The organism is Micromonospora sp. NPDC051925, assembly GCF_044548625.1.
Classification (GTDB): domain Bacteria; phylum Actinomycetota; class Actinomycetes; order Mycobacteriales; family Micromonosporaceae; genus Micromonospora.
This window is the reverse complement of the sequence record NZ_JBIUCH010000029.1, coordinates 1-13077: the sequence shown is the minus strand read 5'-3', so window position 1 is coordinate 13077 and position 13077 is coordinate 1. Positions and strand designations below refer to the sequence as shown.

Below are 13077 nucleotides of genomic sequence, written 5' to 3'. Positions count from 1 at the left end.
GACCCCTCAGCTGCCGGGTGGCGGCGACACCGGGTCGCCGGCCAGCGCCGCCTCGATGTCCTCGACGACGGCGACGGCCGCGCGGCCCTCCTCGCCGCTGACCGGGGTCGGTCCGCCGGTCAGCGCGGCGTCGACGAAGGCCGCCAACTCGGTACGCAGGTTGTAGGCGCCGCCGCCGTCCCGGCTGGGCCAGAAGTAGGTGTCCATGAAGCTGGCCACGCCGTCGCGGCGGGCGTACATCAGGTCGTTGTGCGAGAGGTTCATCTCGAGGATGCCGTGCTCGCCGACGATCCGCAGACCGGCGTCGGCCCGCGACGGCCGGGAGTGCGGCAGCGTCCAGTTGTTCTCCATCGTGCCGATGGCCCCGTCGTCGAAGCGGACCGTGGCGTGCACGACGTCATGGCTGGGCGACAGCACCTTGCGACCGACGGCACCGGTGACCTCGACGTCGCGGCCGGTCACGAACCGGAGCAGGTCGGCGTCGTGGATGCCGAGGAACCAGGCGACCGAGGTCCGGTCCCAGATTCCCTCGCCGACCGCCTGCGAGGTGCACCGCCAGACCTTGACGTGCCAGATGTCGCCCAGTTCGCCGGAGCACACCACCTCGCGCAGCCGCAGCACCCGGGGGTCGAAACGCAGCACATGGCCGATCATCAGGGCGTCCGGATCAGGCCGACCGGCGATGATCCGGTCACAGCTGGCCGTGGAGAGCGCCATCGGCTTCTCCAGCAGCACCCGCTTGCCCGCCGCGAGCGCGGCGAGGGTCGCGTCCTCGTGCAGATGATCGGGCGTGCAGATGCTGACCGCGTCGACCTCGTCGAGGAGGTCGGCGAGGTCCGGGACGGCCCGGACGCCGAGGTTGGTCTCGGCCCAGTCGCGGTTGCGCGGCGAGACGTCGGCGACCGCGACCAGTTCGGCCTGCCGCACGTCGCGCAACGCGCGGGCGTGCAACTGCCCCTGGACCCCGATCCCGACGACACCGATCCTTAAGCGGTCCACACCCGGCCCCCACTGTTGCATACCAATGTAAAGCTAGATGTGTACCTAGCTGCGATAGTTGTACACCTGCGATCAGGGCTGCGCAAGACCGGATCTGCCGGCACACACCGCGCCGACCTGCGGAATCGAACAAGAGTGGGGTCACCTGACCCGGAAGGAAGCTGTCTCGCGCAGCTCGACCCTCACCGCAACGAGGGCGGGCGCTGACGTCAGGACCCGGGTGGGGACAGCTCGGGCCGGTGCCGACGACCGCCACCAGGACCGGCCGTCCCGTCCGACTGCCCCCGGGAGCAGGGTCCACGGAGTCGTGCGGACACGGGCCGGTGTCCGGGCGGGGCTCCCCGACCGGAGGCTTCGACAGAGCTTCGGGACCGACCTGCGGACTCCGCTCGCCGTCCAGCGCGCCCTGATCGAGGTCGGTACGGCCAGTTCCCCCAACGACGACGAACCCGCGCTGCTCACCGCGCAACTGCTCGAGACCAGTGAGCGCAGGAACGCCTGGTCGAGGGGCTGCGGGAGCGGCTGGTCGTCAATCTGGGGCGGAACGGCCTGAAATACCACCGGCAGTGCGGCACCTTCGAGGTGCGGCTGGGCCGCTGATCGTCGAGAACACCGGCGACGACGTGCCGCCGGCCGAGCAGACGTCGATGCCGAGCACCGTCGTCACGTCTTGCCTGTCCTGGACGGGCGCAGGCCGCCCGCCCAGGACAGGTGGTGCGTCAGGAGGCGGTGCACACCGGGGTCAGGCCGGTGGCGGCCCCGGTGCCCTGGAAGCCGAACTCGGTGTACTGGCCCGCGTTCACCGAGCCGTTGTAGTTGACGTTGCTGAACCGCACGGTGCCACTGGCGCCGCTGGTGTTGGCGTTCCACGCGTTGGTCACCGCGGCCCCGGACGGCAGGGTGAGCTGGACGCTCCACCCGCTGATCGGCGAGGTGCCGGCGGTGACCCGCACGGTGGCGACGAAGCCACCGGTCCAGGAGTTCAGCGAGACCGTGGCCGAGCAGCCGGTCGTCGGGTTCGGCGGCGTGGTCGGCGGGGCGGTCGTCACCGGCGGGGTCGTCGGCGGCACGGTGGTCGGGTCGACCGGGGGCGTGGTCGGCGGGACGGTCGGCGTCACCGGGGGCGTGGTCGGCGGCGGGGTGGTCGTCGGCGGGGTGGAGCCACGGCCCTTGTTCAGCTCGTCCAGGACCGCGTAGTAGGCGGACTTCTTCTGGTAGCTCCCGTTGCCCCCGGTGAACAGCAGGCCCCGCTCGGAGGAACGCCACGACTCGCTGTCGGAGATGCCCCACACGGTGATGCCGGTGCACTTCGCGACGTTCAGGCAGGCCCGGACGACCTTGCGGTAGTTCTCCGCCTGGCCCGTGCCGATGTCGTTGTTGCTCAGGTCGTCGTCGATGTCCACCTCGGACAGGTGCACCTCGACGCCGAGGTCGGCGAAACGCTGGATGTTGGCCTGCAGGTCGTTGGTGATGATGCTGTTCGGGTTGTCGTTGAAGTGCGACTGGAACCCGACGCAGTCGATGTACTGCCGGTAGGTGCGGACGATGTCGTACAGCGCGTTGGCCTTGCGGTTCTGGCCACCGCCCTGGACCGTCAGGCCCTCGACGTCGTAGTCGTTGATGCAGAGCTTGGTGGTCAGCCCGCCGGCCTGCACGACCTGCTTGGCGCGTATGAACGAGTCCCGGATGACGTCGGTGTCGCCGGCGTCGAAGTAGTCACCGTCGCCGTTCGCGTCCCGGTTCATGGTGTGCGGCCACTGGTTCCGGCGTCGGCCGGTGTTGTTGTCCTCCAGCGCCTCGTTGACGACGTCCCAGTACGCGATCTTGCTGCCCCAGCGGTTGATGGCGTTGCCGATGAAGGTGTTCAGCGTCGCCTGGCTGGCGCCCTGCAACGCGCCGGCCTGCGAGTGCCACACCAGGGTGTGCCCCCGGACCACCATGTTGTTGCTCTGGGCGTGGTTGACCAGGGTGTCCGCGCCGCTGGTGTTCTGCAGCCCACCGCTCGACGTGGCGATCCGGTCCGGCTTCATGTCGTTCTCAGGGGTCAGTTGGTTGAATTCCTGACCGACGATCGAATAGAGCCGGTTGGGTGAGGCGGCGACGCCGAAGAACAACCCGGCCTTGGCGGCCGCGGCCCGCAGGGTGGTCTCGGCTGCGGCGGCCGGGGCGGTGGACTGGACCGTCACAGCGCTGCCCACCAGCAACAACACCGCTACCGGCAAGGCCGTCCTCGCCACTTTCCTACGCCGTCTCAGGCTGCTGTCCACGGGCCCTCCTTGAACACATGACACCAATGATCGATATTCATATATGCCCTTCGAGGGGTCAGTATCGATACCGGCCGGCCATAATGTCAACAACTTCCGGAAATATTTCGGAAACCACCTTGGAGGTCAGGGCCTCGACGGGCGCATGTTCGCGCAGGTGGAGAAAGAGCGTGGTCAGACGCCGCACCGGGGGCAAGGGGACGACGCTCGATCGCGTCCATCCTCGACGGCACAGATGTCGAAACATTGCGGGGCTGCCGCCGCGAGCGGGGCGGGAACCTCGTGAGCTGGCTGACGCTGCGTACCGAGCTCTGGCACCGGGGAATGCGTGATCCGGCCGATCGGCGGTCTGCCGGCCGGACACCGGGTCGGCGCGCGCTGCGGGACTGCCCCCGATAGATCAGCCCGGATATCATCGCTGGGGAACGGAGGAGGTCGCGGGTGCAGCCGGTCATTCCGTACCAACTCATCGCGAAGCTCGGCGCCTGCCAGATCGGCGGCGTCTGGTCCGCCGTCGACGAGCAGGAGCGTTCTCTCGTCGTGGCGGTGCTCGACGCCGGTGTCGCCGGCGAGTCACGATGGCGGGACGCCTTCGCGGCCACCACCAACGCCATCGCGCAGTCGGCCTCGGCCGGCCCGGCCTACGTCGCCGCGGACTTCTCCGCCGACACACCGTGGGTCGCCTACCCGAAGGAACGTCTCCCCACGGCGGAACGCACCTTCCTCGCTCTCGGAATGACCTACGAGCCGGTTCCGGCCCACGCCGCCGAGCCAGCACCGGCAGGGCGACACCTGCACCCGGACGCCGGGCCGACGCCGGCACCGACCAACCGACCGGTGACGGCGGTCGAGCAGCCACCCCCGACGGGACAGACCGGACAGCCCCCGCAGACCGTTGCGTCACCCCCGCCGGGCTCCCCACCTCGCTCGCCGGCCGCCGAACTGCCGCCGTCACTGCCCCGGCCTCGGGTCGGCCGGTGGCCATCCCTCGCCATCGGCCTCGTCCTGGGGCTGCTGGCCGGCGGCGGCCTGGTCACGCTCGTCGATCCGGGCACGGACCCGCCACGGCCACCCTCGACCGCGAGCGGCTCGCCGTTGCCGGCACCGGCTCCCGCTGCCGCACCGCTCAGCCCCGGGCTCGAACCACCGGCCGACGGCCGCTGGCCTGCCGGGTGGGTGCGGTTCACCCCCGCCGACCGGATCCGCACCGTGACCGGGCTGGATGGGTTGAGCTTCCCGGTCAGACTGCCGCCGCAATGGCAGTGCACGCCCGTCGAGCGGGCCGAAGGGCTCAGCAGACACCGGTGCGGCGGGCCGGCGGGCGGCGGCGGGGAACTCGGCGGTGAGCTGGTCGTACGCGAGTGCCCGACGCCGTGCGATGGGCCGCGACAGACCGCCCTGCGTACCGCTGAGGAGGCCTGGGGGCTGCAGTGGATCCGTTGCGGGTTATCCTGCGCGTACGCCGAAACCAGCAGTCTCACGGTCGACGGCGCGCGACGGTACGGCCTGGTGGTGGTCGCCTACTGGCGTAGCGGCGAGGGCGACATCGACCAGCAGTTGGTACTGCGGATGACGGCGCCGGTCACCAACGCGAATCTGCTACGCCGGGTCGCCAACTATCTTCGGGACGTGCTGGTGTTCTAACCCGGTCGTGGCCCCCGGGCGGGCCAGCCCACATGATCAGGCAGAGCGGCAGCCAGGTCAGGAATCCGGCGAGGGTGACTGCCAGGTGCGACGCCTCCAGCCAGGAGATCCAGACGAGTGAGATCAGGAAGAGCGCCGGGGCCGGGGCGCCCAGCCCGGCCAGGAGCGTCGACCGCCGCCAGACGAGGCCGAGCAGCACCGCGAAGAGCACGAGGGTGAGCAGGCCCCCGACGGCCAGCAGGTGGACCAGCACGTTGTGCCCGTGGGTGTACCGGCCACCGAGCGCCTCGGCCAACTCCGGCCGCCGCTCGAAGTACCCGGGTCCGTGGCCGATCAGGGGTCGTTCGGCCCACCGGCTCAGCAGGGCACGCCAGATCCGCCCCCGCTTGGTGAACATGGTCGGGTCGGTGACGAGGAGCGGGCTGAACACGGTCAGGGCGAGCCCGGCCGCCGCCGGTACGCCGACGAGCACCGACGGCCGCCAACCCACCGCCGCCCGGCCAGCCACCCGCGGGTGGAGCAGTCCCCAGGTCAGCAGGGCGACGAGGGCCGCCAGTTGACTGGTCCGGGAACCGGTCCAGACCAACACGACCAGGATCGTCACCAGTGCGGCCCGACGCGACCACGCATGCCGCAGGCTGAACACGAACGGCAGGCTGAGCGCGAGCATGAGTCCGAGCACGTTCGAGTGCGGGTACGGTCCGGTGAGCAGTCCGCCGACAGCCCAGCTCTTGGCCCCCAGCCCGGCTCCGGTGAGCAGCGCCAGATCAGGCCGTAGCGCCGCCAGCAGGAGCGCGCCAGCGGCGGTGACCGCCCCGAGGACCCCGATCGTGGCCAGGGCGTGCGTCCCCGGTCGGAGCGCCCAGATCGCGAGGACGGCGGCCGGCAGGGCCAACGCCACCGGCCCGGGGTGTTCGCCGTTGACCAGCCCGGCAAGGTGCAGGGCGCACAGCGGGGCGAGGACCACGACGAGTTCACCGGGCCGACGGGCGCGTCGCCGCCGCAGCCCGTACCCGGCAAGGAGCAGGGACAGCCCGATGACGCTCGCGGTGATGGTGTCGCCGAGGACACGGCCGGTGGCCGGCATGGAGTCCACCGGGGAGTTGAAGACCGGTCGGCCGTTGGCCAGGACGTCCAGGAGCGGGGGAAAGGTGACCCTCGCCCACGCGAGGCTCAGGAGCACGGCCACGCCCCCGGTGGCGACCCGGTCCGAGATGGCGGAGTCCGATCGGCGCAGGGCGACCGCCCGCTGCACAGCGGTGGCCATCCGATCCCGGGACAGCATGCTCACCACTCACTCCTGCCGGTGTCGACCACCCGTGAACCGACGTCGTCCCGCCCCTCGCTCGGGCTGCTCCGGCGACCCCGCCGGGCCTTCGCAAGCCAGGCGTACAACCGGCGGAGATCGGCGGCGTACGGCACGGTCACCGCGCGCAGCGACGGTACCGCCGCCAGCCTGTGCACCGACCGGGCTGCGATGCCGGCCGCGACGGCGTACCCGGCCAGGCTCGCCAGGGCCGCACCGACCGCGCCCGACGGGGCCAGCACCACGAGCAGCAGCACGCCGGTGAGCGAGCCGGCAACCAGAGCGGTCGAGGACCTGGCCGGCTCGCCGTTGGCGAGCAGCAGGGCGCTGAAGACCTGCACGCAGGTGTAGACGATGGTGGCCGCGCAGAGGATGACGGTGGGCAGCACCGCCGGGGCGAACGCGACGCCGAAGAACCGGGGCACCAGGAGCCCCGCGCTCGCGGCGAGGACCGCGCAGCCGAACGCCGCCGCCGGCACGGCCATCCGGGCCACCCACAGCACCGACGCGCCGCCCTCGTCGCCCGGCCCGCCCATCAGGATGGTCCGGGCTGCGGTCGCGACCACGGTCGGCAGTTCCGCCACGCTCACCGCGACCGCGTAGAAGCCGAGTTCGCGGGCACCGAGCAGCGGCAGGCCGACGACCTGGTCGAGTCGGGCGCTGGACGTCGCCGCCAGCACTCCCGGCAGGCAGACGAACGAATACCGGACCAACGATCCCACCGGGATCGGCCCGCTCTGGTCGGCCGGCCCTGCATGGTCGGCCGGCTCAGGCGGTGCCGTCGGCCCGGCCCTGTTCCCCGGTCCGGCGCACCTCGCCGCGCCCGCCCCGCGACGCAGCCGGGGCAGGCCGATGAGGATGCCACCGGCCGTCGACGTCAGGAAGAGCAGCGCTGCCCAGAAGGCGCTCAGGTCGAACGCCACGCAGGCGACGACCATCAACACCGTCCGGATCAGGGCCGGCACGGCCTTCATCAGGTTGACGCCGCCGACGTCCGACGCCCCGGTGAGGGCTCCGATGACCAGGTTCACCACCAGGTGCAGCGGCGCGAGCAGGGTCAGCGCCATGAACTGCTGCCGTTCGTCGGCCGTCCGGTCGAAGACGAAGAGACCCAGGACGCCCAGCAGCAGCACGGCGGCCAGGCCCAGCGGTACGGCGGCCAGCACGCTGACCCGGGCAGCGTCGCGCGGGGACAACCGGCGTTGCCGGACGTGGAAGGCGAGCGCGTCCTGCAGGCCGTAGGTGCCCAGCCAGCCGCAGACCACGATCGGCAGGGTGAGCGCGGCGTAGAGTCCCCGTCCCTCCGGTCCGAGCTCACGGGAGAGGAAGGGGCTGACGAGCAGCCCGCTGACCGGGACGAGCAGGTTCGCGGCGGTGGCGGTGACCAGCCGACCGGCGGCCCTCATCGCCCTGGCCCGGTGTCGCCACCGGTGAGGCACCCGTGCGCGGTGAGCGCCCTGAGCAGTCGCTCGGCGAACCGGGCCTCGGAGAACCCCTGCTCCACCAACCGGGTCGCCTCGACGGCCATCGCGTCGAGCGCGCCCGGTGCGGTGCCGAGGATCTGCCCGGCCATCGCGGCCGGGTCCGGGGCGATCCGGACGGCGGGGCTCGCCGGTAGCCCCTCGGCGCCCACCGCCGTGGTGAAGACCGGAACCGCGTGGGCCAACAGGGTGAGCGTCTTCAGCTTCACGCCGGCGCCGCTCCACAGTGGCACGACGCCGGCCCGGACGCCGGCGAGCGCCATGCTCAGGTCCTCGACGTAACCCCGGACCCGTACCCCGGGGTGCCGCTCCAGTTCGGCCCGCGTCGGCGCGGCAAGCCCCGAACCGAGGAGGGTGAGCGTGAAGCCGGCTCGGGCCAGCGGCGGCCATCCCTCGGCCAGGAAACGCCGCAGGCCGGCCAGGTTCGGCTCGTACGCGAAGCTGCCCAGCCAGGCCAGCTCCCGTTCCCGGGGTCCGGGCTGGTGGCCCGCGGGAAGCGGGACGCTGCTGGGCAGCACGAAGGCGGCGGCCCGGCCGTGGTGCCGGCGCAGCCGGTCGGCCTCGGCCTCGCTGGTCACCGACACCGTGGCGCAGGACGCCAGGGCCCGTCGCTCGAACCGGGTCGAGACCACCGACAGATAGCGGGCGCGCAGCCGGTGCACCGGGTCGCCGGCCGTCCCGATCTCCTGCCGGACACTGGCGGCGAGCACGTTGGCCTTGTCCCAGTGCCAGCGCAGCCCGGTCCCCCGGAAGTAGGCTCCGGCCGCCTCGCCGAGGGCTAGCGCGGCACCGTCACGTCGCCGGAGTTCGTCGTGCAGGGGTGCGCTGTAGCGGCTCCTGATCCAGGTCGGCAGCCCGTACGCGAGGGCCTCCGGGTACCGGCCCACCGGCCCGAAGCGGTCGTAGCGGAACGGGGTGGCCGGGAAGGCGTGGACCGGCATCGGGACGAGCATCCGGCGCAGCTGCTCCACCTGCGCCGAGGTGGTGGTCGGGCGACGGACCACCAGCAGGGTGCAGCCCGGCAGTTGAGCCAGGGCGCGCAGCATCATCGACACCCGCACCGGGTCGCCCCGGTCGGGCGGAACGGGGAAGTAGGACGAGACGATCGTGAGGCTCACCGGTAGCCACCTCCGGGTGGTGTGACCGGCGAGGTCGGGCCGGTCCCGGCCAGGTCCCGCCAGGCGGTGAGCAACCGGTCGGCCTGCACCGACGGGGCGAACTCCGACCGGAGCCGGGTCAGCAAGGCCCCGGCCCGTCGCCGGGCCGTGACCGGGTCGTCGACCACCGCCCGGATCGCGGCGGCGAGGGCGGCCGGGTCGTCCGGGGGCACCAGCCAGCCGCTGCCCGGACCGACCAGTTCCGGGATGCCGGAGACGCCGGTGGTGACCACGGGCACGCCCTGGCTGGCTGCCTCCATCAGGAACACCGGAATGCCGTCGAGGTCGCCGTCGGGGGCGGGACGGCAGGGCAGGACGGCGACGTCCGCGCCGGCCAGCGCGGACGTCGCCACCGGGTGCGGCACCGCGCCGTGCAGCGTCACCGCGTCGGTCAGGCCCGCCGAGGCGATCCGGCGACTCAGGCTGTCGCGTAGCGGGCCGTCGCCGTAGATGTCGTACCGGACGGGCCGGCCGGCGTCCAGAAGCCTGGCCACCGCGTCGACGGCGGTCTCCACCCCCTTCTTGGGGATGAGCCGGGCGACCGTGACGAGTCTCGTCGGGCTGCCCGGCCTCGTCGGGACGCCCGGCGCGGTCGCGGGGACGGCGCCGACCGGTGGGGCGTCGAGGAGCCGGGCGTCGACGGCGGCCCGGACGATCTGGTGCGGGATCGTCGACATCGGCGCTCCCCGGTCCGCGAGTTGGTCGGCCGTCGCGGCGGAGACGACGAAGAGGTGCCGCAGTCGGGTCAGCCGCCGACGCAGGGCGGTGGGGTCCGGGTCGAGCAGGAAGTCGGCGGCGTGCGCGGTCGCCGTCACCGGGCGTCCGAGCCGCTGCCCGAGCAGGAGTGCGACCGAGGTGGGCAGGTTGACGAAGTGGGCGTGCAGGACGTCCGGGGCGAAGCGGGCGACCTCGGCGGCGAGTGCGGTGGCGGCGGCACTGGCCAGCACGCCGCGAGCCGACGACGAGCATCCACCGGCGGACGACGGCAGCCCGAGCAGGCGCAGGTCGGCCGGGAGCCCGGCGGGACGACGGAGCAACCGGGCGGCGGTACGACGCAGCAGGGCGTACCGGTTGCCGTCCGGGGCGACCACGAACACCTCGACGGTCGCCCCGGCCGCCCGCACCGCCCGGATCTCGGCCGGGACGAAGGTCTCGGTGAGCCCGGGTGGGCGGGCCAGGACGTACCCGATCCGCAGGGCCGTTCCGTTCACCTGGCGCGTCCCGCCACGACCGGGTGGTGGGCACGCTGGACGGTCGCGAAGAACTCGGCGTGCCGAGCGACGCATTCGGCGTCGGAGAGCAGGCCGGGAGTGCCGGCGGCGGCGGTCGCCAGGTCGTGCCGCAGCCGCGGCGAGGCGACCAGGGTACGCAGCACCGAGGCCAGCGCGTCCTGGTCGCCGGGGCGGAGCAGTATCCCGTTGACCCCCGAGCGGATCCACTCCCCCGGCCCGCCGCCTTTCGTGGCCACCACCGGCAGCGCCCGGGCCAGCCCCTGCAGCACCGTCTGTCCCAGCGGTTCGGGCCCGAGCGAGGCGTGCACCAGAATGTCGATCGAGTCGAAGAAGCCGGTGAGATCCTCGACGTGTCCGAGGAACGTCACCTGCTCGCTGATGCCGAGTTCGGCGGCGAGTTCCCGCAGCCGCGTCTCGTAGGCCCCCTCGCCGAAGAGCGGCGCACCGCAGAGGTACGCCCGCACACCGGTCCCGCGCAGGCCGGCGGCGAACGCGTGGAGGAAGACGTGCTGGCCCTTCCAGTGCTGGAGGCGACCGACCATGCCGATGGCCCGCACCTGCGGACGGATCTCGGGGCGCCGGACCCGGTCGGTGATCCCGCTGGGGCTCTGGATCACCGTCCGGTGGGCCGGGAACCGCGCGCCCTGGGGAACGCTGGCGAGGGTGAACCGGGAGTTGGCGATGAGCCCGTCGGCACGGCGTACGGCCAGCGCGCGGAACGCGGGCAGACCGATCGGCCCCAGGCTCTCGACGGTCAACGGGCCGCGCAGGTGCGCCACGAGGGGCCGGCGTCGGGCCCGGTCGGCGAGCGCGCAGATGATCGCGGCGGCGGCGGTGTTCGCGTGCACCAGGTCGGCCTCGCGGAACAACGGGCTCCGCCGCAGCACCCGGGCGGCGTCCCGCAGGCCCGCCAGGTAGCGGGCCGCCAGCAGCGGCGCCCGGCTCCGGGTGCCGCCGGTCGGCAGTGTCGGCAGGTCCCGGGCCTGCGGTATCTCCTCGGTGGAAAGGTGGTCGAAGGCAGCGCCGGGGGCGGGGCCGGAGAGGGCCGCCCGCCAGGGATGCGGCTGGGTGAGCAGCCGGGCCAGGGCCAACTCGGCGCCGCCGGGTTGCGCGGTGTGCGTGACGTGCAGCACCCGCATCGGCTCAGCCGCACTCATGGGCGACCCACTCGGTCACTCGGCGGGCGAAGGTCTGCGCGGAGAACCGGGCCGCCTGGACGGGCATCCTGGTCGGATCGAGCCCGTCGAGCCGGGGAAGCGCCGCCGCGTGGTCGCGGGGATCTGCCGAGTCGGTCAGGATGCCGGTCTCGCCATCGACGACCGTCTCCAGCAGGCCGCCGCGTCGCCACCCGAGAACCGGGGTACGACAGGCCTGCGCCTCGACCGGGACGATGCCGAAGTCCTCGTGGACCGGGAAGAGCAGGGCGCGAGCGCCCCAGTAGAGCTGCCGCAGTCGGATCCGGTCCGGGCGGACTTCGAAGGTGACCGGCACCCCGGCGTGGTGCGCCAGGCGCCGCAGCCGGGTCTCCTCCGGTCCCGACCCGGCGATGACCAGCGGCATGCCGGCCGCCTCGGCGATCGCGACGACCAGGTCGAAGTTCTTGTAGCGCACCCAGCGCCCGACGCCGAGCAGGTAGTCGCGCGGTTGGGCCCGGTCGGTGGCCGGGGCGGCGGCGAAGAAGTCGACGTCCACCGGCGGGTTGATCACCCGGGCGTCGCGCTGCCAGTGGCGTCGGATCCGGTTCCGCACCTCGACGGAGTTGGCGGCGTAGCTGTGCACGTGCTGGCTGAGCCCGACGTCGAGGGCGCGCATCACCCGGCGGGGAACGGCCAGCAACGGGCCGGCCGCCCGGTCGTCGACCGCGGGATTCCACAGGTAGCGGGCGGGGGCGTGGACGTAGCTGAGGTGCCGGGTGCGTTCGGGTCGCCCGAGCCGGACGGTGTGCGCGAAGGCGTGGCTGGAGGAGATCACCACGTCGAACCGCTCGCGGGTGAGGGTCCGCCAGACCAACGGCATGAACGGCAGGGCGGCTGCCTTGTTGCCCCGTAGCGGGGTCCGGGCCAGCCACGACACCCGCAGTCGGGGCGGGTCGGAGTCGTCGTCGCTCCACAGCGCGAAACGCTCGGCGGTCGGGAAGACCTCGATCAGGTGCCGGAAGACCTGTTCCGCGCCGCCGGTCGCGGTGAACCACTCGTGCACCAACGCGATCGAACAACCGGTCGACGCCTCGACCCCCGCGAGCGCCACCGGCGTCCGCCCGGGCAACTGGTGCCGGTCGGGCGGAACACGCTGACCCATCACCTCGTACCCCCGCAAGAGTGTGGACGATCGGCGAATCGCGAAGACGCCGATGATAGCGAATACATTCAACGGGACGCATCAGTTGGCGCACGGAGATCGGCAACCGGACACCGGTTCGTCGCGCAGATACCTATCCACTAGACTCGATTCCGGCCGCGGCGGAGAAAGCCACGGTCGCGACGCTGATCCGCTCGCCGACCATCGGCGGAACATCGTGATGAGCTCCAGACGTCATTCCCGGTGGGAATCTTCACCCGTGGTGTCACCATGACCGACGACGTGGCGCTGCTGCTGCGCCGGACAGGGTTCGGGCCGACCGCCAACGAACTGGCCGCCGCCCGGCGGGCCGGCTTCACCGCCACTCTGGCTGCGCTGACCGCCCCCGTCGGGCCCGACATCGGCGCCACCCGGTCGCCCGTGCCCCCGCTCGGCTCCGACCCGTACGCCGGCAGACCCGAGCCCACCGACGCGCAACGGGTCTCCGCCGACGAGCGACGGCGCGTGCAGGCAACGGTCCTCACCCGATGGTGGCTGGACCGGATGACCGTCGCCGACCATCAGGCCACGGAGAAACTGATTTTCTTCTGGCACGGCCACTGAGCCTTTCCGCGTAACGGGTCGTGGCGTTGGGTGATCAGGTTGTGCGGTTGTGCTCGACGTGCAGGAGTACGAGGGCCGCTGCGGTGATCC

Annotated in this window: 11 protein-coding genes; 3 read left to right on the top strand and 8 right to left on the bottom strand. The window is 72.5% G+C overall.

Going from position 1 to position 13077, the window contains the following annotated elements; all coding sequences use genetic code 11:
* Positions 1 to 6 precede the first annotated feature (6 nt).
* Complete coding sequence (locus ACIG87_RS29205) at positions 7 to 999, bottom strand: Gfo/Idh/MocA family protein (protein WP_396854830.1); 993 nt, start codon at positions 997 to 999, stop codon at positions 7 to 9.
* Between the two features lie 307 nt (positions 1000 to 1306).
* On the opposite strand from ACIG87_RS29205, the gene ACIG87_RS29200 reads away from it, so the two are divergent.
* Complete coding sequence (locus tag ACIG87_RS29200; RefSeq protein WP_396854829.1) at positions 1307 to 1552, top strand: hypothetical protein; 246 nt, start codon at positions 1307 to 1309, stop codon at positions 1550 to 1552.
* 166 nt (positions 1553 to 1718) lie between these two features.
* Here ACIG87_RS29200 and ACIG87_RS29195 read toward each other — a convergent pair whose 3' ends face one another.
* Complete coding sequence (locus ACIG87_RS29195; RefSeq protein WP_396854886.1) at positions 1719 to 3206, bottom strand: endo-1,4-beta-xylanase; 1488 nt, start codon at positions 3204 to 3206, stop codon at positions 1719 to 1721.
* Positions 3207 to 3707: 501 nt separating this feature from the next.
* Between ACIG87_RS29195 and ACIG87_RS29190 the strand changes: the two genes are divergently transcribed.
* A complete protein-coding gene (locus tag ACIG87_RS29190; RefSeq protein WP_396854828.1) occupies positions 3708 to 4910 on the top strand; it encodes a hypothetical protein in 1203 nt (400 codons plus the stop codon).
* Here the strand turns inward: ACIG87_RS29190 and ACIG87_RS29185 are convergent.
* Genes ACIG87_RS29185 through ACIG87_RS29160 form a run of 6 tightly spaced genes read right to left on the bottom strand, consistent with a single transcriptional unit; the run spans position 4849 to position 12384 of the window.
* Positions 4849 to 6195 carry an O-antigen ligase family protein gene (locus ACIG87_RS29185; RefSeq protein WP_396854885.1) on the bottom strand — a complete coding sequence of 449 codons (1347 nt, stop codon included), beginning with the start codon at positions 6193 to 6195 and terminating at the stop codon, positions 4849 to 4851. The two genes, ACIG87_RS29190 and ACIG87_RS29185, sit on opposite strands and share 62 nt — an antisense overlap.
* A 2-nt stretch (positions 6196 to 6197) precedes the next feature.
* Positions 6198 to 7622, bottom strand: a complete 1425-nt coding sequence (locus ACIG87_RS29180; RefSeq protein ID WP_396854827.1) for a lipopolysaccharide biosynthesis protein — start codon at positions 7620 to 7622, stop codon at positions 6198 to 6200.
* Positions 7619 to 8815 (bottom strand): glycosyltransferase family 4 protein, encoded by a 1197-nt coding sequence (locus ACIG87_RS29175; protein WP_396854826.1) that lies wholly within the window; start codon positions 8813 to 8815, stop codon positions 7619 to 7621. The genes ACIG87_RS29180 and ACIG87_RS29175 overlap by 4 nt, the downstream gene beginning before the upstream one ends.
* Entirely contained in the window at positions 8812 to 10065 is a 1254-nt protein-coding gene (locus ACIG87_RS29170) for a glycosyltransferase (RefSeq protein WP_396854825.1), read from the bottom strand. Before ACIG87_RS29170 ends, ACIG87_RS29175 begins: the two co-directional genes overlap by 4 nt.
* On the bottom strand, positions 10062 to 11243 hold the full coding sequence (locus ACIG87_RS29165) for a glycosyltransferase (protein WP_396854824.1): 1182 nt from the start codon (positions 11241 to 11243) through the stop codon (positions 10062 to 10064). The genes ACIG87_RS29170 and ACIG87_RS29165 overlap by 4 nt, the downstream gene beginning before the upstream one ends.
* Complete coding sequence (locus tag ACIG87_RS29160) at positions 11230 to 12384, bottom strand: glycosyltransferase (RefSeq protein WP_396854823.1); 1155 nt, start codon at positions 12382 to 12384, stop codon at positions 11230 to 11232. Before ACIG87_RS29160 ends, ACIG87_RS29165 begins: the two co-directional genes overlap by 14 nt.
* Before the next feature lie 270 nt (positions 12385 to 12654).
* Between ACIG87_RS29160 and ACIG87_RS29155 the strand changes: the two genes are divergently transcribed.
* Complete coding sequence (locus ACIG87_RS29155; protein ID WP_396854822.1) at positions 12655 to 12987, top strand: DUF1800 family protein; 333 nt, start codon at positions 12655 to 12657, stop codon at positions 12985 to 12987.
* Positions 12988 to 13077 lie beyond the last annotated feature (90 nt).